This is a genomic window from Reyranella sp. (genome assembly GCF_004297265.1).
Lineage (GTDB): Bacteria > Pseudomonadota > Alphaproteobacteria > Reyranellales > Reyranellaceae > Reyranella.
Map to the genome: position 1 here is coordinate 134097 of NZ_SCUT01000035.1, position 18387 is coordinate 152483.

Genomic DNA, 18387 nt, shown 5'->3' on the forward strand with positions numbered 1-18387 from the left:
GGCCATCATCATGTGTATGTAGGGTCTCAGCGGCCGATCTGCACCTGATAGCTGCGCGGGTCGCCGGGCTGGCTGCCCTTGCATTGCGCCGCGCCATCGGCACCGATCTCGCAGTTCACGGTGTTGCGGGCGTAGGTCTTGCCGTCGCTGCAGCGCGGATTGCTCTTTTCCTCGATCACCAGCCTGGTGCCGTCCCAGCGCGCTTCTGCCGGAGCTTCACAGGTGGCGCCGTTCTTCTGGGTGAACGACACCTTGCCCTTGCCCTTGTCGTCGAGCGTGTAGGACGGGCGCAGATCCTTCTCGCCGGTCGCGGTCGCGAGGCCGGTGCGCGACCGCCAGTCGCCCTTCAGGAAAGCGAGGTCCTGCTTCTGCTTGGCCTCGGGTGGTACGATCATCGGCTTCGGCTCTTCCTTCTTGTCGTTCCGGGCATCGTTCTTTGGATCGCTGGGCGCAGCGGCGCTCTTGTCCTTGTTCTGCCCATCCGGCCCCTTCATGTCGGCACCCTTGGCGTCCGGCTTGTTCGGATCCTTGGTCTGATCGTTGGCGGCCACACCGGTATCGGCGCCGGCGCCGCGTTCGATCGGCGGCCCGCCGGCGGAGCCGACGATCACGCCGCCCGGTCCGATGACGCCGGCTGCGCAATCACCGCCCCGGCGCGAGATTTCGTCGGTCAGACGGGCCAGTTCGAGGCGCAGCTCCTCATAGTCATGCGCCAGCGTCGCGACGCGGGTCTGCTGCAGCTCCATTGGCTGGCGGACGGAGAACCCCAGTGCACGTTCGCGGGCCTCTGCCTCGATGTAGGGTTCGATGCGTGGCAGATAGGGCCGCACCAGCCAGGCGAGCAGCGCCAGGATCAGCATCAGCACCACGCCGAGCAGCAGCCACTGCCACCATACCGTGCGCGGGGCCGCGACGGCGGCGACGGCCGGCGCCGAGGCCATGACGGCTTCGGGCCGCGCGACGTGAGGAGCGGCGACGCGCGGCGCGACCGCCGGCGGCAGGCTGGGCAGGAACACCCCCGGAAGGGCGGCATCGGCGGTGAAGCCCCAGAAGGTCATCACCGGACGGCCGTTCACGACGTAGAGCGTCTCTTCGCCGGGTGCAGTGAGTGCGTGACGCAGCAGTCGTGCGAAGTTGCGTTCGGCGCTGGAGCGTTCCACCGCTTCCATCTGGGTCGCGAGTCCGGCGATCTCGCCGTGCAGACGGTGCACTTTGTCGAGGATCTCGCGGCGTTCGGCCTCGCCGAGATCGACGAGACGCTTCACCTCGCCGTCGAACGGCGCGTACCAGTCGATCGTGCGGCCGCTCGGCTCGACCTCAGGGACTGCCAGAAGGTCGGCATGCTCGCGTGACAGGCGCGAAGCGATGGCGGCGCGCAGCTGTCCCGCGGCGCGCCAGACCGGATCGCCCGCCAGCCCGAGCGCGCGATAGCGCTGCAGTGGCTCACTGACCAGTAGCGGACCTGCGGCCATCTCAGCTCCTCACCGTCTGCTGCCACGCGGGCAGGCAATGGCGTAGTTCCAGCGCGTGCCCCATTGTTCACCCGTTACGATCACGTCGACCGAATAATCCCCGGCGACCGGATTCCAGTCGAACCCGAAACCGCCGCGGCCGCTGCGCGGACCGCCTGTGCCGGCGAGCTGCTGGCCGCGATAGATGACCTTGATGTCGTCGGGCCGCACGAAGAGCTGATAGTTCAGCGCCACGAAGCCCGGCTTGTCGCCGAGATAGTGCTTGTTGCGTGTCACGCCCTCGCCCCCCGAATCACCCGACCAGTCGCAGGGAAGCTGGCCCGGCGGCGGCCGATTGACGGGCGGCGCGGAGGCCTGCTGCGGTGGCTGCGGCCTGGGGGCCGGCGGCGGTGGCGGCGGTTTCGGCGGATCGACCTTCGCCACGGGCGGTGGGGGCGGCGGCTTGGGCGGCTCGACCGGCTTGCACTGTTCGAGCTTGTCCTTGAGCTCGGCTTCGAGCGATGCGAGCTCCGCCTTGAGCTTCCGTTCCTCGTCAGCGGCCGAATCGAGGGCAGCCTTCAGCAGCGGCGTCGGGTCGGGCGGCGCTTCGGGCGCCGGCGGTGCCGGCGTCTCGAGCGTCGCGACGTTCAGGGTCGGATCGACCGGCACGCAGGCGCGCAGCAGCCACGAGGTCAGCAGCAGGAGAAGCAGGAGCAACAGGCCGAACAGCAGGGCACTGAACCAAGGCGCCCAGCCGACGATGCGCGTCGCCGGCAGCATCGCGGCCGCCGGAGCGCTCGCGAATACCGCTTCCGGCCGTGCCGCGGCGGGAACCGTCGCCAGCTGGAACGGCTGCAGGCTCGCCGCGGCGTCGGCTTCGTAACCCCAGGCGACGATCACCGGTTGGCCGTCGATCACGAACACGAAATCGTCCGAGGGGCGCGACGTCGAGAGTTCGAGCGAGCGCCCGATCAGCCGCGCCTCTTCGCTGGTCTGCGAGCCCATGAGCTGCGCGCCCAGCGACCGGATGGACGCAAGGTGATCCTCGACGATGCGCAGGGCTTCCGTGCGTTGCGTCTCATCCAGTTCGCTGAGGCGTCGGGCGGTACCGCTGCGCGCCGCGTACCAGTCTATGCCAGCGCCGGACTCGCGAAGCTGCGGTTCGGCCAGCAGGTCGGCGGGGCCGTCACCCAGGCGACGCCGTATGACGGACAGCAACTGGCCGGCGACCGAGTGCAGCGGTTCGCCCCGCACGCCCAGAGGACGTACGCCCAGTCGGGTCGTCATCAACAAAGTAGGGCGTTCGCCCATGGATGCCTGAGGTCGGACTTATGATTGCTGATCGAAGCATCATAACATCGTTCGAATCCGGCGGGTTTGTGTCGGATTGAACACCGATTCGCGGTGAATCAGCCGGGACTGAGAAATGCTGTTCTCCCGGCGGCTTCGAGCCGCACAATGGGTGTCGCAAAGACGGCCGAGAGCCTCTCGGGGTCGAGCGTCTGGCGTGTCGGTCCCAGATTTGTCACACGGCCATCCTCGACGATGCCGACCCGATCTGCATAACGCGCCGCCATGTTGAGATCGTGCAAGACGGCAAGTACGCCAAGTCCACGATCGACCCGACGCCGGGCGCTGGAGAGCGCCGCATGCTGATGCGAGAGGTCGAGGCCGGTGATCGGCTCGTCGAGCAGCAGGAACGGCGTGGCCGCGGGGTCGGCGTCGCACTGGGCAAGCACGCGTGCGAGCTGGACGCGCTGTCGTTCGCCACCCGACAGAACGGTATAGGGCCGGTCGGCGAAACCGAGCGCCTCGGTCTCGGCAAGGGCCTTTTCGGCCAACGTCTGCATCTCCCGTTCCGACAGGCTGCCCCGATGGGCCAGCAGCCCCAGCGTGGCGATCTGCAGTCCGGTGAAGTCGAAGGCTACGGCCGAATGCTGCGGCAGGACCGCGCGGCGGCGCGCGAGGTCCAGCTTGCTCCACTGCGCCAGCGGCCGTCCGTCGAGCAGGATCTCGCCGGAGGAAAGCGTACGGTCGCCGGCGAGAGCGTTGAGCAGGGTGCTCTTGCCCGCGCCGTTCGGTCCGATGATCGCCACCAGTTCACCGGGAGCGACATCTATGGAGACGTCGCGCAGCAGTGTCCGCGTCCGTGCCCTGATCTCGATGCCGATGGCCTGCAGGAGTTTCACAGCCCACCTCGCGCGGCGCGGCTGGCGAGGAGCCAGAGGAAGAAGGGCCCACCCACCAGGGCGGTGAGCACGCCGATCGGCAGCTCGGCCGGCGAGACCATGGTGCGGGCCAGCGCATCGGCCAGTACGAGGAAGGCGCCGCCAAACAGGGCCGCGGCCGGCAGCAGGGTGCGATGCGACGGGCCGAGCAGCAGGCGCACGATGTGCGGTGCGATCAGGCCGACGAACCCCACGATGCCCGAGATCGCCACGCCGGCGCCGACGGCCAGCGCCACCTGGGCCACGAGCCGCTTCTTCAGGCGTTCGACGTCGACGCCGACATGGCCGGCCTCGCGCTCGCCGAGCGCCAGCGCGTCGAGCAGGTGCGCGGTCGGCAGCAGGGTCGGCACGCTGATCAGAAGGATCAGCAAGGCAGGCGCGATGGCGACCCAGGTGACGGAGCCGAAGCCGCCCATCGTCCAGAAGATGAGTGTGCGAAGCTGCTGGTCGTCGGCCACGAACACGAGCATGCCGATGCCGGCGGAAGTGAGCGCGTTGATGGCGATGCCGGCCAGCAGCAAGGTGCCGACCAGGGTCACGCCTTCGCGTGCGGCGATGCGATAGACGACGACGGTGGCGGCCAGGCCGCCGAGGAAGGCCGCGATCGGCAGGCACCAGGGGCGCAGGTCCGGCGGCACGACGTGCATCACCTTCTCGCCCAGCACGATCGTCGACACGGCGGCCAGCGCCGCGCCGCTCGAGACGCCGAGCAGGCCGGGATCGGCCAGCGGGTTGCGGAACAGGCTCTGCATTGCCGCACCTCCGGCCGCCAGCGCGGCGCCGACGGCGAAGGCTGCGAACACGCGCGGCGCACGGATGGCGTAGAGGACGGCTGCCGTCGTGTCGTCGAGCGGCGTGCTCGACAGGCCGATGGCCGACAGGATCTGGCCGAACCCGACGGGGAAGGCGCCGATGCAGAGGCTGGCTACGACGCTCGCCAGGGCGGCGAGCGCAAACAGCGGGATCGGACGCCGCAACGCAAGTGCCGTCACGGCGAGCGCGCGAGGTCTGGATGCAGCGCCATCGCGAGTTCGGTGGCCGCCTCGGGCGTGCGCGGGCCGAAGCCAAGCAGGAGCAGCGTGTCGAACTCGATGATCCTTCCGGCCTTGCCGGCCGGCGTGCGGTTGAGCGACGGCTGGTCGAGGATGGCCTGCTTGCCGCCCATCGCTTCCACGGTCTGGCGCGTCACCAGTACATAGTCGGCGTTGGAGGCGATGACCGATTCCGGCGTGAGCGGCCGGTAGCCCGAATAACCGTCGACCGCATTGATGCCGCCCGCCAGCCTGATGATGCCGGCCGCCGCCGTGTCGCGGCCCGCGGCCTGCGGCGCACCGCCGGTCATCGAGAGCAGGAAGAGCACGCGTGGGTGGCTTTTCGCCATCGCAAGCCTGGCGGCCAGCGTCTTCATGGCCTCGCGTCCTTTGGCGATCAGGGCGTCGGCCTCGGCCACCTTGCCGGTCAACTTGCCGATGGCGGCGATCTTGGTGACGACGCTGTCGTAGTCGTAGAGATCGGGCAGGATCATGATCTCGATGCCGGTCGCCTTGAGCTGGTCGAGCGCGCCGGCCGGGCCGGCCGCGGTGGTCGCGATGATCAGGGTCGGCTTCAGCGACAGCACGCCCTCGGCCGACAGCGCCCGCATGTAGCCGACCTGCGGCAGCTTCCGCGCGGCCTCGGGGTACATGCTGGTCGTATCGACGCCGACCAGCAGCTTCTCGGCACCGAGCGCGTAGATGATCTCGGTGATGGAACTGCCGACCGACACGATGCGGGGCGGCTGCTGCGCATGGGCCGGGAAGGCCGTGGCTGCCGCCGCGCCGAGTCCCAGGCCGAGGGCGGTGCGGCGCTTCATCACGAGGCCGCCTGCTTCTCGACGTTCGCGACGATGGCGCGCCATTCCTCGAGCTCCGGCTTGCCGGGCTTGCGGGCGCCGAACATCAGCAGGATGTTGCGGTTGTGCGCGTCGAACGCCTCGATCGAGGTGACGATGCCGTCTTCGGTCGGCTTGCGCACCGAAAAGACCCGGGCCACGCCCGCGTCGCGCAGGTGCAGGTTGAAGTCCGGATCGAGCACGTTGAACCAGCCCTGCGTGTCGACCAGGCGCTTCACCGGGCCGGTATGGATCTGGATGCAGCCATGGCTGCCGACGAAGACCATGACCGGCGTGCTGTCGGCGGACGCGGCCTCGAAGGCGGCGCGCAACGCGCGCGCCGGAAGCTCGCGGGCGAGATCCTCGCCAACCAGCCGCAGCGCCTGGACGCGACCGACCTTGAACTTGCCCAGCATGCCGAAGAATTCGTGCGTGTCCTTCATGCCGAGCCAGGCCGTGCGCAGGCCCGCGACGTCGATCTCGGAATCGGGACGATCCACCGCATCGGGCGCGCGCCTGCCGATCTTCATATCGGGCAGCGTCGCGGCCGTGTAGCGCACGATCAGCGCATCGAAGGCCGGCCGGTCGGTCTCGTCCGTGGCGTAGATCTTGTGCACGGCATCGCCGGCGCCGTCGAAGAACTGCAGGCTGAGCCGTTCTCCCTGCTTCAGTGGCTCGCGCACCGCGAAGCCGTGCTTCCACGAGCCAAGGAACAGGCGCAGGTCGATGTCCGGGCCGAGCACGATGCCGTGCGGGGCCTTCACGTCCACGCCCTCGAAGCGGCCATGGCGTTCATGCACGCAATGCTCGTTGCGCGTGAGGCACATCACGCGGCCGACTTCCGGCATGTCGTTCAGGATGCCGCGCCAGTCGGTCGTCAGCGGTGTGGCCGTCTGGCCGACGCCGAGTGCGACCAGCTCGGCCTCGCTGACGCCCAGCGTCGCGGCCGCATCGCGGATGCGGAGCGCAGGTTTCTCGCCGCGCAGGGTGTTCCAACGGGCGGCAAGGTCCGTATTCGGGGATGAGAGCATCAGACTGTCCTTTCAACGAAGATGAAAACGAACCGGGATTTCCACCCAGGCGGCGACCGGGCGGCCGTCGCGCAGGGCGGGAAGGAAATGCCAGCCGCGCACCGCGGTGAGCGCGGCACGGTCGAGCAGGGGGAAGCTGCTGCTGCGCCAGACCATGATTTCAGCCGCGGTTCCGTCGGGATCGAGGCGCACGCGCACCATGACCTCGCCCTGCTGGCCGAGCTCGATGGAGCGCGGCGGGTAGACGGCCGGTGTCGGCGGGATCCGGTAGCGCGGCTTTCCCTCGAACACGATGAGCGACGAGGAGGAGGCGGCCTGCTGCTGCGTGATGCTGGCATTGCCGGCGTCTGGCACGGGAGCCTTCGTGACGGCAGCCTGAGCCGTCGGACGGGGCGCGGCGGCCGGCTTGGCCTGCGGCGGCTTGGGCTTGGGTGGCTCCGCCGGCTTCAACTCGGCGGCAGTCGGAGGTGGCGGCTCGTCCGGCGGAGGGAGCTCGACCTTGATCTCGGGTTCCGCGGCAGCGACCTCCTGCGGAGGCGGCGGTTCCGGCTCGGGCGGCGGCGTCGCCTCGGTTTGCTCGGCCGGAGGGGTCGGCAGCTCGGGCTGCTGCTGCGGTTCGGGCGTGGTTTCGGGTTGGTCGGCCTCGGCAGCGGCGCCGGTGGTGGGGGCCGCGAGGGACAGCTCGACCATGAGCGCCGGCTCGTCGTCGTTGGCGCTGCTGCCGGATATGCCGGCGAGAAGAAGGGGAACGATGGCCAGCCCATGCAGTGCAAGCGACAACGCCACCGACACGCGTGGACCGCGTGCCGGTGGCGCCGGCAGTCGCTCGGCAGAGAGGGCTGCCGGGACTACCATTTGGCCAGAAGGTTGACGCCGAAATACCGGCCGGGCTGGGCATAGAGATCGAGCTGCGGATTGGTCGGCGAAATGCCGATCGTGTCCGGAGCGTTCCAGTACTTGGCGTTGGTGATGTTGAACGCGCCGGCATTGATCTTGAAGTGGTCGTTGAAGACGTAGCCGACGGTGGCGTCGAGATTGAAGTAGGCCGGTGCCTGGAAGTAGGTCGGGCTGCTGACCTGGGTATGGGCCGCCGCCACCGTGCCGATGAGCTGCGCCACGACGCCCTTGTCGAAGCCGTAGCGGATGCGGGCCTGGGTGGTCCACGGCGACACCGAGTCGACCGGCAGGCCGGTCCTCGTGTCGGTGCCTTGCGCGAAGGCCGTCCAGCCGGCCACCGCCCATTCCGGCGCAAAGCGGTATTCGCCGCGCGCCTCGATGCCCCAGATCGTCACGTTGGTGAGGTTGACGTACTGGTACTGCGTGACCGGGCCCACCATGCCGACGACGACGGTTTCGAGGAAGTTGTTGTAGAGGTTGTAGAAGCCAGTGAGCTGCCAGCTCGAGCCGTTCTCGTACTTGCCGCGGAAGCCGATTTCGAAGGAGTTGGCCGTCTCGGGCTTCAGGTTGGCGTTGGGCAGGATCTGGTAGAACGACGCGGCATTGGTAAAGCCGAAGTTTGCGTTGTCGTACGGCGGTGCGCGGAAGCCCGTCGCGTACTGGAAGTAGCCCGAATAGGTGTCGTTGAAGTGGTACAGCAGGCCAAGCTTCGGCGAGGCCGAGACGTAGGTCGTCGCCGACGGCACGGCATTGAGCGTGGCACCTGTCGAGTTCCAGAAGTACTTATCCGGATTGGGCGTCATGCTGTAGTAGTCGAGGCGCACCGCCGGCGTGATCTTCAGCCGTCCGCCCAGCGCGCTGATCTCGTCCTGGACGTAGATGCCAGCCTGCACCGTGTCGGTGTCGGGAAAGTTCTTGTTCGGATAGAGTTCGCCGCCCACCGAGTTCGTCGTGGCGCCGGTCGCCAGCGTGATCTGCGTCCTGTTGCGCGGCCGGGTCGTCGTCGTCCAGGCGAAGCTCAGGCCATAGGTGAAGAAGTTGTCGAGGCCGCCGATCTCGCGATCGGTATGCATCTGCAACTCGGCGCCGGTGACGTTCTGTGTGTAGTAGAACTGCGAGGTGCGGGCATTGCTCGGCACGACGCTGGTTGTTCCGCCGCGCAGCGTGTAGGTGTCGGCCTGGGTGTAGACCGAGTTGAAATAGGCAAGGAAGCTCAGCCGGTCGACGAAGCCGATCGGCGCGTTGTGCTCCCACTGCGCGCTGATCCGGTAGGTGTTGGTGTAGTCCTGGCCCCACTCGTCGTAGATCCGCGCGAACAGGCTGGGGAAGGTGCCGACGGCGCTGAGCACATTGGTGCTCTGTGCGCTCTGGTTGTAGGAGCCGGTCAGTCGGATCGTGTCGACCTCGGTCGGCTTGATCACCAGCTTGGCGAAGAAATTGTTGTTGTACCAGGTCGTGGGATTCGGGCTGACCGTCGTCTGCGCCGGCTGGAATTCCTGGCCGTCGCGCCGCGTGTAGATGCCCATGAACTCGACGTTGCCGGAGCGGACCGCGCCGGTGAACGATTCGGAGAACTGCAGGTTGGCGCCGCTATAGGCGGCCTTGGCGCTGGCATAGACGTCCTTGCCGTCTCGCATGTAGTCGCCGGGATCCTTGGTGGTGTATGCGACAACGCCACCGATCGCGTCGGAGCCGTAAAGGGCCGATGCGGGGCCACGGATGATCTCGACCCGCTTGATGTCCTCGAGGTCGGGCTGCTCGCGCGAATAGGTGCCGGCGCCCTGGTTGCTGTCGGGGAAGTCGGGCGTGCGCATGCCGTCGACCATCAGCAGCACGCGGTTGCCGCCGATGCCGCGGATCACGAAGTTCTGGAAGCCGGCGCGTCCGGGATTGTTGCCGACGGTGACGCCGGGCTCGTTGCGAACGAGGTCCCGGACGTCCTGCATGTTCTCGCGGTCGATGTTCTCGGTCGTGATCACGGAGACGGTGGCCGGCACATCGTCGAGCGGTCGCCGGCTGCGCATCGCCGCCGTCGTCACGGCGTCGAGCTGGGTGGGAACGGCCTGGCTGGCCGGCGGTGCCTGTGCCGGATCGGCGATGGGTGTTGTCGGTGCCTGCGCCCAGGCGGGCGTGGCGAGAGGCGCGCAGATGGCTGTCGTGGCCATCAGCGCGTAGACGATGCGCAGCTTCATTTGAACCAGGTCCCCAGGGAAAAAAGGACGCCTGGCTTGCGGAACCCTTGCGGGACCGGCTGGCTGGGCAGTTTGACCGAGGAGGGATGGCCCCTCGGGGTTTCGAATTACTTCGTCAGGATGAGTTTGTTCGAAGCGGTCAGGCGCAACCGGTAGAGCTCGGCTCCGTGACGGATCATGAGTTCGCGCCGTCCTTGCAGGAGCGCGGCGCTCTCAACCGCCGGAATGGAAACTTCCAGCCTGTCGCTCTGCAAATCCCGCACCCGAAGCGGACGGGTCACGTCGTTCATGGCGTCTCTCACTGCCTCATTATAAGGTTTGCGAATGACTCTTAATTTCATAGAATGTCTTTCTCGTCAAGGTCCTTCAATTTTCGGTGAGGCCATGCAAACCATTCAGGAACAGCGGCTTAGCGCCCTGCAACGCGACCCCAGGCCGGGGTGTGGGAAGGCCGGTTGCGCCTGCGCCTTGCCGTTGAGCGAGCGGTTCGTGTTGTGGGCCCTGCGTCAGTGGCAGCAGGACCGTGCGCTGCCTCGCGAAGGGTCGATCCTTCATCGCGGCTTCAAGGTCGCGGGTGTCATCGACGCGCTGCCGGACTTCGCGATCGCCATGGATGCATTCCTGTTCGGCGCGCGCCGCGCGATGGAAGTCCACGTGCCGACCTGCTCGAGCGTCAGCCACGACGAGGCGGTGCTGGTGGCGCTTTGCGGTCTCGCGCAAGCGGATCATGACGCGTCGCTGCTGGCGTCGCTCGACATCCTCATGGCGCCCACCGCGTCCCGCGTCGCCGCGATCCGCCTGAAGGCATTTGCCGTCGCGCTCGCGGGCGCTGGCCTCAGGATCGCTCCGGCGGCCGGTGCCGCCGCGGGCCGCCTCAATTGAAGGCCGCTGCCTTGACCGCCCCGATGCCCGATCGTCTCTCCGACCTGCAGCACGCCATGCGCGTGATCGCCGATGCCGTCGAAGGCCTGCCTGCGGAGTGCCGCGATCTCGCCGGCAATGCGCTGCTCAACATCGCCGCCGAGGCGGTGGCCCAGGATGTCGGCTGCACCGAAGCGGGCCGCATCTTCGCCCGGCTGGGCGATCTGCTCTCGCGCGGCCTGCAGCCGCCGGCGAGGGATGCGATCTCGCTCACCGGCTTCGACGCCTGACTCAGATCTCGATGCGGCTGCCCAGTTCGACGACGCGATTGGTGGGCAGGCCGAAGAAGTCTCCCGCGCTGGCGGAGAAACGCGACAGAGCGAGGAAGAGCTTCTCCTGCCAACGCGGCAACGGCGATGTGGTGGCCGCCATATATGTGTTGCGGCCGATGAAGTAAGACGTGCGCATCGGGTCGAACGGTATGCCCTTGTCCTCGAGCAGGGCGAGAGCGCTCGGCACGTCGGGCTGCTCCATGAAGCCATAGTGCAGCACGACCCGATGCACGCCCTTGCCGAGATGCGTAACCTGGCTTCGGTCTCCGGATGATACGAAGGGGATGTCAGGGACCTCGATGCTCAGCAGCACGACGTGCTCGTGCAGCACCTCGTTGTGCTTGAGATTGTGCATCAGCGAGCGCGGCGCATTGGTAGACGTGGCGGTCAGATAGACGGCAGTACCCTGCGGCCGGTGCACGCGGGCCGGGTTGATGCTCTCGAGCAGCGTTTCCAGAGGCAGCGCTTCTGCCTGCTCGTGTTTGGCGACGGCCGCCCGGCCGGTCAGCCAGGTCCACATGCAGAGAAAGATCAGCGCGGCAATCGCCAGCGGCACCCAGCCGCCGTCGAGGAACTTCAGCATGTTCGAAGAGAGCAGGGCCAGGTCGAGCGCCATGAAGCCGCCGAAGACGAGGATGCTGAGCGACCAGCCCCAGTTCCACTTGCGTATCGCGATGACGCAGACGAGCATGCTCGTGATCAGCATCGTGCCGGTGACGGCGATGCCGTAGGCCGAGGCGAGGTTGGTCGACGACTTGAACGCCATGATCAGGATGACGACGCCCAGCATCTGCAGCCAGTTGACCACCGGCAGGTAGACCTGCCCGAATTCGCTGGCCGAGGTGTGCTGGATGTGGACCCGCGGGCTGAGGCCCAGCAGGGCCGCCTGCTTGGCCATCGAGAAGGCGCCGGAGATGGTGGCTTGCGAGGCGATCACCGTGGCGGCCGTGGCCAGGACAACCAGCGGATAAAGCGCCCAATCCGGTCCGAGATTGAAGAATGGGTTGGCCAGGGCGGTCGGATCCTCGAGGATCAGCGCTCCCTGCCCATAGTAGTTGAGGAGCAGGGCCGGCAACACGAGGCCGAGCCAGGCCATCCGGATGGGCTTTGCGCCGAAATGGCCCATGTCGGCATACAGCGCCTCGGCGCCGGTGATGGCCAGCGTGATCGCTCCCAGCGCGATGAAGGCAACGATCTTTTCGCGTATGGCGAAGCCGATCGCATGGTGCGGCGACAGCGCCATCAGCACTTCGGGACGCTGCACGATCTGGTGGATGCCGAGCAGCGCCAGCACGACGAACCAGAGGAGCGTGATCGGGCCGAACCATTTGCCGATGCCGCTGGTGCCGAAATGCTGGACTGAGAACAGCGCGACGATGACTCCGAGCGCAATCGGGATGACCATCGGCTGGAAGGCTGGCGTGGCGACGGTCAGGCCCTCGACGGCGCTCAGCACGGAGATGGCGGGCGTCAGCAGGCAGTCGCCGTAGAACAGCGCGGCCCCGGCAATGCCCAGCATGAGATAGAGCCGTCGCCGCCAGGGTGACGGAATGTTGCTCTGGCTGGAGACCAGCGCCATCAGCGCCAGCACGCCTCCCTCGCCCTTGTTGTCGGCGCGCATGACGACGGCGACGTACTTCAGCGTGACGACGACGATCAGCGCCCAGGTGATGAGCGACAGGATGCCCAGCACGTTGTCGTGCGTCGGCTGGATGCCGGTGTACTCGCTGAAGCACTCCTTGACGGTGTAGAGCGGGCTGGTGCCGATGTCGCCGAAGACGACACCGAGGGCGGCCAGGGTCAGCGCTGCCCGGCGCCGCCGGCCAGCGGGTTCAACTGCGGTGCCGTTGGCGGCCATTTCTGTAACGCGACTCCCCCCTGCGAACGATTGATCCTAGCCGCGAATTCCGGGACGCTGCAGTCCAGAATTCGTAACAAAGGAGGAAACCGTGGCCGAGAGCGAGAACTACCGGAAGGGCAGCGAAATCCGCGCCAGCCTGATGGGCGAGAAATTCGCCGCCGACATGAACAAGTGGGTCTACGACGACCCCATGATGAAGAAATTCGGCGACTACGCCCGCGAGGCGGTATTCGGCATGCTGTGGTCGCGCCCCGGCCTCGACCTCAAGACGAAGACGCTGATCTGCGTCATCTCCGACACCGCCCAGGCGCGCTGGCCGGAACTTGCAATTCATCTGCGCATGGCCCGTCGTCAGGGTTGGACCGAGGACGAATTGTCCGAGGCGCTGATGCACCTTTGCGGCTATATCGGCCTGCCGTCGGTGCGCGAGGCGCTGCTCACCGCGAAGGAAGTGTTCGAGGAACTGCGCAAGGAAGGTTAACGAGGAACCTCACCCTGAGGAGCGGCCGCGGGCCGCGTCTCGAAGGGTGGGCATCCGCACTGTGGCCCGTCCTTCGAGACGGCCGCGGCGCGGCCTCCTCAGGACGAGGGATATGATGATGCTGATGACGGTGAGCGACCTGCCGCTGGAGCGGATCGCGCGCGGCAAGGTGCGCGATGTCTATGTGGTGGATGCCGACCGGCTGCTGCTGGTCGCGACCGACCGGGTGAGCGCCTACGACGTGGTGATGGCCGAGCCCATCCCGCAGAAGGGCGCCGTGCTGACCCAGGTCAGCGCCTGGTGGTTCCGCCAGCTGGGCGACCTCGTCGATCATCACATGATCTCGGCCGACGCCCACGAGATCATTGCCGCGGTGCCGGCGCTGAAGGGGCACCGTGCCGAGATCGCCGGTCGCGCCATGCTCTGCCGGCGCGGGACGGTATTTCCCATCGAATGCGTGGTGCGCGGCTACATCACCGGCTCGGCCTGGCGCGAATACGCCAAGTCCGGAACCCTTGCCGGCGAGACCCTGCCCAAGGGACTGAAGGAGAGCGGCCGGCTCGATCCGCCGATCTTCAGCCCGGCGACCAAGGCCGAGAGCGGCCACGACGAAAACATTACCATCGCCGAGATGCAGAAGGTGCTGGGCGCCGACGTCACCGCCGAACTCGAACGGCTGACCCGTCTCGTCTACACGCGCGGCCGCGACGTCGCGCTGAAGCAGGGCATCATCATCGCCGACACCAAGTTCGAGTTCGGTCGCACGGCCGCCGGAAAGATCCTGCTGATCGACGAGGTGATGACGCCGGATTCCTCGCGCTTCTGGCCGCTCGATGGCTATGCAGAAGGAAAGCCGCAGCCCAGCTTCGACAAGCAGCCGCTGCGCGACTGGCTCGACGTCGAGCGCCACGCCGGGCGCTGGAACGGCGAGGCGCCGCCGCCCAAGCTGCCGCCCGAAGTCGTCGAGGCGACCAGCAAGCGCTACCTCGAGGCCTATCGACGCCTGACCGGCGCCGAACTGTCGGTGTCGTAAGAAACCTTTCTCCTCCCCCGACTTGCGGGGGAGGAGAAGGGATTGGTTGCTCCAGCCTTACTGCGGGCTGCGGGCGAGACGCGCGCTGCGCAGCACGAGCCGCTCACGCACCCACAGGAAGAGCGCGGCGAGCGGCAGCCAGCCGATCCAGCGCAGGCCTTCCATCAGGTACTCGCCCTGGGTGGTCGCCATCAGATAGTCGGCCTGGACCTTCCAGACGCTGGCAGCGACTTCGAAGCCCAGCATCCAGATCAGGATGGCAGGGAGGAGCACCGTCAGCGGCTTCATCGACTCGCTGAGACGTTCCGCGTACCAGGGCGCCAGCGCGATCGAGAAAGCCAGTACGGCCAAGACCAGCTTGGCGGCCGGATGGGCTTCGAACCACGACACCAGCATCGGCTCGCGGACGATCATCCCGTAGGCGGTCCAGCACAGCACCGCGCCGCCCAGCAGGATAACGGACGGGTAGCGGTCGACCAGCTTGATCACGAGCTGGCTGCCCCAGACGATGATCGGCACGCTGATGGCGAGGCCCAGCAGGATCAGCAGGATCGAGCCGTGCGACGCGCCGCCGATGGCCAGCACGTTGTCGATGCCCATCACCGCGTCGGCGATGATGATCGTGCGCACCGCCGCGGCGAAGCTCGCGGCCGGCGCCTTGACGAGGTGGCTCTCCTCGGCGCTGTCCTGGGGCGTGAGCAGCTTGCGTGCGATCCAGACCAGCGCGAGGCCACCGGCCAGCATGAAGCCCGGCACGGCCAGGATGTAGACGACGAGGATGGCCATCAGGGCACGGATGGCGATGGCGCCGAAGGTGCCCCAGAAGATGACCCTATTCTGGCTTTCCTTGGGAAGATTGCGCGCGACCAGGCCGATGATGAGGGCATTGTCGCCCGCCAGCACGAGGTCGATCAGGATGATGGCGAGCAGCGCCGAGAAGAAGGCGCCCGAAAACAGTTCGAGTTCCATGAAAATCTCCAACAACGAGTGAATGCGTGCCGACGCCGCGCGCTCCCGAAGGAGCGGCGGTCGCAGGCGTTTCAGCCAGTCGTCAGAGCTTGATGGGCACCTTCTCGACGGCGCCGGAGTCGGCGGGATCGAGCGGCCGGAAGAAGGCACCGGCCACGATGCGCAGGATCATGATGCCCGCGGCCATCACGCCGCCGGCCAGCAGCAGCTCGAGGAGATGCCAGTGACGCATCGCCAGAACCGAAAATTCGCCGCCCAGATCGAAGATGGCGAACTCCAGTCCTGCCTCGCCGAACCAGGTCGGATCGACCGCATCGCCGAACGACGCCAGGATCATGCAGATCACGATCGAGGCAACGAACAGCTCGCCGCTCGGAGACACGGTCCGGACAGCGTTGGCGGCGCGGTGCGATCGATGGATCAGGCGCATGGTTCGGTCAATTTCCGGCGGAGCCCGCTGCAGATCAAGCGCAAAGCGACACGACCCTCCCGAAAATGTCGCAGCGGCTCAGATCTCCAGTCGTCGCAGTCGGAGTGCATTTCCGATGACGCTGACCGAACTGAGCGCCATGGCCGCCGCCGCGAGGACGGGGCTGAGGGTGATGCCGAGGAGGGGATAGAGCGCGCCCGCCGCCACCGGCACGCCGGCCGCGTTGTAGACGAAGGCGAAGAACAGGTTCTGGCGGATGTTGGCCATGGTCGCCCGGGAGAGGTGACGGGCGCGGGCGATGCCCAGGAGGTCGCCTTTCACCAGGGTGATCCCGGCGCTCTCGATGGCGATGTCGGTGCCGGTGCCCATGGCGATGCCAACATCGGCCGCGGCCAAAGCGGGCGCATCGTTGATGCCGTCGCCGGCCATGGCGACCACGCGGCCCTCGGCCTTGAGCTTCTGGACGATCCGCGCCTTGTCCTCCGGCAGGACCTCGGCTTCGACCGCGTCGATGCCCAGCCGACCGGCCACTGCGGCAGCGCTGCGCCGGTTGTCGCCGGTCAGCATGACGATGTGCAGGCCGGCGTCGCGCAAGCGCTTCAGCGCCTCCGGCGTCGTCTGCTTCACGGGATCGCTCACCGCCAGCAGCCCTTCGGCCCGGCCGTCGACGGCCAGCAGCACGACCGTGGCGCCGTCAAGGCGCAGCGCGTCGGCTTTCGCGTCGGCGTCGGCGACATCGACACCGGCTTCGCGCAGGAAGGCGGCGTTGCCCAGCAGCAGGCGGCTTCCATCGACCGTGCCGGACACGCCCTTGCCGGCGGGGGAGGCAAAGCCCTCGACAGAAGCGGTCGAGACGCCGCGTGCCCGCGCGCCGGCCTGGATCGCCGCTGCGATGGGATGTTCGCTGCCGCGCTCGAGACTGGCGGCCAGCCGGAGGATCTCGTCCCCGGACAGACGGTCGAACGACTCCACGCTCGCCAGACTCGGCTTGCCGAGCGTCAAGGTGCCGGTCTTGTCGATCACGAGAGTATCGACCTTCTCCAACCGTTCGAGCGCCTCGGCATTGCGGATCAGGATGCCGGCGGCGGCGCCGCGGCCGACACCGACCATGATCGACATCGGCGTGGCGAGACCCAGCGCGCAGGGGCAGGCGATGATCAGCACGGAGACCGCCGCCACCAGCGCGTAGGAAAACGCGGGCGACGGGCCCCAGATCGACCAGGCGGCAAAGGCGATCACCGAGACGGCGATCACCGCCGGCACGAACCAGCCGGCGACGATGTCGGCCAGGCGCTGGATGGGCGCGCGGCTGCGCTGCGCCTCGGCCACCATCTTGACGATGCGCGACAGCATCGTGTCGCTGCCGACCAGCTCGGCTTTCATGACGAAGGTGCCGCTGGCGTTCACGGTGCCGCCGATCACCTTGGCTCCCGCCGCCTTGGAGACCGGCATGGGCTCGCCGGTGATGGTCGATTCATCGACCGATCCCGCACCCTCGATCACCGCGCCGTCGACCGGCACCTTTTCGCCCGGCCGCACGCGCAGCCGGTCACCGACCGCGATCCGGTCGATCGCCACTTCCGTGTCGTTGCCGTTGGCGTCGATGCGCATCGCGGTGCGCGGGGCCAGTCCCAGCAGCGCCTTGATGGCGCCGCCGGTCGCGTCGCGGGCGCGCAGTTCCAGGACCTGTCCCACCAGCACCAGCACGACGATCACCGCCGCCGGCTCGAAATAGACCGGCACCGACCCGTCGGTGCCGCGCAGGCCGGCGGGGAACAGGCCGGGCGCCACGGTTGCCATGACGCTGTAGGCCCAGGCGACGCCAGTGCCGAGTGCGATCAGGGTGAACATGTTGAGATGGCCGGTCTGTACCGACTGCCAGCCGCGCACGAAGAAGGGCCAGCCGGCCCACAGGACCACCGGTGTCGCGAGCGCCAGCATCAGCCAGGGCACGATGCCGTGAGGCAGGAACTCGTGCAGGCCCAACAGGTGGCCGCCCATGTCGAGCGCCACGAGCGGGACGCTGAGAGCGCCGCCGATCCACAGGCGGCGCGTCATGTCGACCAGCTCCACGTTCGGGCCGTCGTCGAGGGAGATCTCGGCGGGCTCCAGCGCCATGCCGCAGATCGGGCAGCTTCCCGGTCCGACCTGGCGGATCTCGGGATGCATGGGGCAGGTGAAGATCGTGCCGGGCGCGACCGGCGGCGCGGGCGGCGCCTCCTCGGCCTTCAGGTATCGCGCGGGCTCCGCGGTGAACTTCTGCAGGCACTTGGGATTGCAGAAGTAATAGGTCTGCCCCTCATGCACGGTCGTGTTCTTCGCGCCCTCGATCTTCACCTTCATCCCGCAGACGGGATCGATGGCGATATTGGGGTCCGCGGCCGGAGCCGCAGTGGCGGGCGCGTGTGACGCGTGGCAGCAGGCGTGACTCATGCTTGCTATCTATACCCTACGGGGGTATGGTTCAAGGATGGACGACAAGCTCAAGAAGTCGCAGCTCGCGCGCCTCAGCCGGATCGAGGGGCAGGTGCGGGGCGTGGCGCGCATGATCGAGGAGGAGCGCTACTGCATCGACGTGCTGACGCAGATCCGCGCTGTGCGCGCCGCGCTCGACAAGGTCGAGCAGGAGACGCTGGGCGATCACCTGCAGCATTGCGTGGCGCATGCCTTTCATGCCGGCTCGGAAAAGGACCGGCAGATCAAGATCGACGAGATACTCGAAGTGCTGGATAGTCGCAGGCGCTGACGAGG

At 67.5% G+C, this 18387-nt stretch carries 18 protein-coding genes; 5 read left to right on the top strand and 13 right to left on the bottom strand.

Annotation, left to right across the window (positions count from 1 at the left end):
• Window positions 1-26: 26 nt before the first annotated feature.
• From EPO41_RS15895 to EPO41_RS15935, 9 genes are all read right to left on the bottom strand, one after another.
• Window positions 27-1472, bottom strand: a complete 1446-nt coding sequence (locus tag EPO41_RS15895) for an SrfA family protein (RefSeq protein ID WP_296326818.1) — start codon at window positions 1470-1472, stop codon at window positions 27-29.
• A gap of 9 nt (window positions 1473-1481) precedes the next feature.
• Complete coding sequence (locus EPO41_RS15900; RefSeq protein WP_296326819.1) at window positions 1482-2738, bottom strand: hypothetical protein; 1257 nt, start codon at window positions 2736-2738, stop codon at window positions 1482-1484.
• Window positions 2739-2860: 122 nt separating this feature from the next.
• Window positions 2861-3640: a heme ABC transporter ATP-binding protein gene (locus EPO41_RS15905; protein WP_296326820.1), complete on the bottom strand. Its 780-nt coding sequence runs from the start codon at window positions 3638-3640 to the stop codon at window positions 2861-2863.
• Window positions 3637-4671, bottom strand: coding sequence for an iron ABC transporter permease (locus EPO41_RS15910; protein WP_296326821.1), 1035 nt, complete (start codon window positions 4669-4671; stop codon window positions 3637-3639). The genes EPO41_RS15905 and EPO41_RS15910 overlap by 4 nt, the downstream gene beginning before the upstream one ends.
• On the bottom strand, window positions 4668-5531 hold the full coding sequence (locus EPO41_RS15915; protein ID WP_296326822.1) for an ABC transporter substrate-binding protein: 864 nt from the start codon (window positions 5529-5531) through the stop codon (window positions 4668-4670). Before EPO41_RS15915 ends, EPO41_RS15910 begins: the two co-directional genes overlap by 4 nt.
• Window positions 5531-6580 carry a ChuX/HutX family heme-like substrate-binding protein gene (locus EPO41_RS15920; RefSeq protein ID WP_296326823.1) on the bottom strand — a complete coding sequence of 350 codons (1050 nt, stop codon included), beginning with the start codon at window positions 6578-6580 and terminating at the stop codon, window positions 5531-5533. The genes EPO41_RS15915 and EPO41_RS15920 overlap by 1 nt, the downstream gene beginning before the upstream one ends.
• 12 nt (window positions 6581-6592) lie before the next feature.
• Window positions 6593-7435, bottom strand: a complete 843-nt coding sequence (locus tag EPO41_RS15925; protein ID WP_296326824.1) for an energy transducer TonB — start codon at window positions 7433-7435, stop codon at window positions 6593-6595.
• Complete coding sequence (locus EPO41_RS15930) at window positions 7429-9669, bottom strand: TonB-dependent hemoglobin/transferrin/lactoferrin family receptor (protein ID WP_296326825.1); 2241 nt, start codon at window positions 9667-9669, stop codon at window positions 7429-7431. Before EPO41_RS15930 ends, EPO41_RS15925 begins: the two co-directional genes overlap by 7 nt.
• 107 nt (window positions 9670-9776) lie before the next feature.
• The gene (locus EPO41_RS15935; RefSeq protein WP_296326826.1) at window positions 9777-9959 is read right to left on the bottom strand and encodes a hemin uptake protein HemP; all 183 of its coding nucleotides are present in this window, start codon (window positions 9957-9959) and stop codon (window positions 9777-9779) included.
• A 34-nt stretch (window positions 9960-9993) separates the two neighbouring features.
• Between EPO41_RS15935 and EPO41_RS15940 the strand changes: the two genes are divergently transcribed.
• Together EPO41_RS15940 and EPO41_RS15945 are read left to right on the top strand one after the other, a co-directional pair.
• On the top strand, window positions 9994-10551 hold the full coding sequence (locus tag EPO41_RS15940; protein ID WP_296326827.1) for a hypothetical protein: 558 nt from the start codon (window positions 9994-9996) through the stop codon (window positions 10549-10551).
• Between the two features lie 23 nt (window positions 10552-10574).
• A complete protein-coding gene (locus EPO41_RS15945) occupies window positions 10575-10820 on the top strand; it encodes a hypothetical protein (protein WP_296326828.1) in 246 nt (81 codons plus the stop codon).
• A gap of 1 nt (window position 10821) precedes the next feature.
• Here EPO41_RS15945 and EPO41_RS15950 read toward each other — a convergent pair whose 3' ends face one another.
• On the bottom strand, window positions 10822-12720 hold the full coding sequence (locus EPO41_RS15950) for a potassium transporter Kup (protein ID WP_296326829.1): 1899 nt from the start codon (window positions 12718-12720) through the stop codon (window positions 10822-10824).
• Between the two features lie 91 nt (window positions 12721-12811).
• On the opposite strand from EPO41_RS15950, the gene EPO41_RS15955 reads away from it, so the two are divergent.
• Complete coding sequence (locus EPO41_RS15955; protein WP_296326830.1) at window positions 12812-13204, top strand: carboxymuconolactone decarboxylase family protein; 393 nt, start codon at window positions 12812-12814, stop codon at window positions 13202-13204.
• Between the two features lie 115 nt (window positions 13205-13319).
• Window positions 13320-14237, top strand: a complete 918-nt coding sequence (locus EPO41_RS15960; protein WP_296326890.1) for a phosphoribosylaminoimidazolesuccinocarboxamide synthase — start codon at window positions 13320-13322, stop codon at window positions 14235-14237.
• 57 nt (window positions 14238-14294) lie between these two features.
• On the opposite strand, the gene EPO41_RS15965 is transcribed toward EPO41_RS15960, so the two are convergent.
• The 3 genes from EPO41_RS15965 to EPO41_RS15975 all read right to left on the bottom strand — a co-directional run bounded on the left by EPO41_RS15965 (window position 14295) and on the right by EPO41_RS15975 (window position 18069).
• Window positions 14295-15206, bottom strand: a complete 912-nt coding sequence (locus EPO41_RS15965; protein WP_296326831.1) for a TerC family protein — start codon at window positions 15204-15206, stop codon at window positions 14295-14297.
• An 82-nt stretch (window positions 15207-15288) separates the two neighbouring features.
• Window positions 15289-15636, bottom strand: coding sequence for a hypothetical protein (locus EPO41_RS15970; RefSeq protein WP_296326833.1), 348 nt, complete (start codon window positions 15634-15636; stop codon window positions 15289-15291).
• Window positions 15637-15714: 78 nt separating this feature from the next.
• Window positions 15715-18069 (bottom strand): heavy metal translocating P-type ATPase, encoded by a 2355-nt coding sequence (locus tag EPO41_RS15975; protein ID WP_296326834.1) that lies wholly within the window; start codon window positions 18067-18069, stop codon window positions 15715-15717.
• A gap of 37 nt (window positions 18070-18106) precedes the next feature.
• On the opposite strand from EPO41_RS15975, the gene EPO41_RS15980 reads away from it, so the two are divergent.
• Window positions 18107-18382 (top strand): metal-sensitive transcriptional regulator, encoded by a 276-nt coding sequence (locus EPO41_RS15980; RefSeq protein WP_296326836.1) that lies wholly within the window; start codon window positions 18107-18109, stop codon window positions 18380-18382.
• The last annotated feature ends 5 nt before the right edge of the window (window positions 18383-18387 follow it).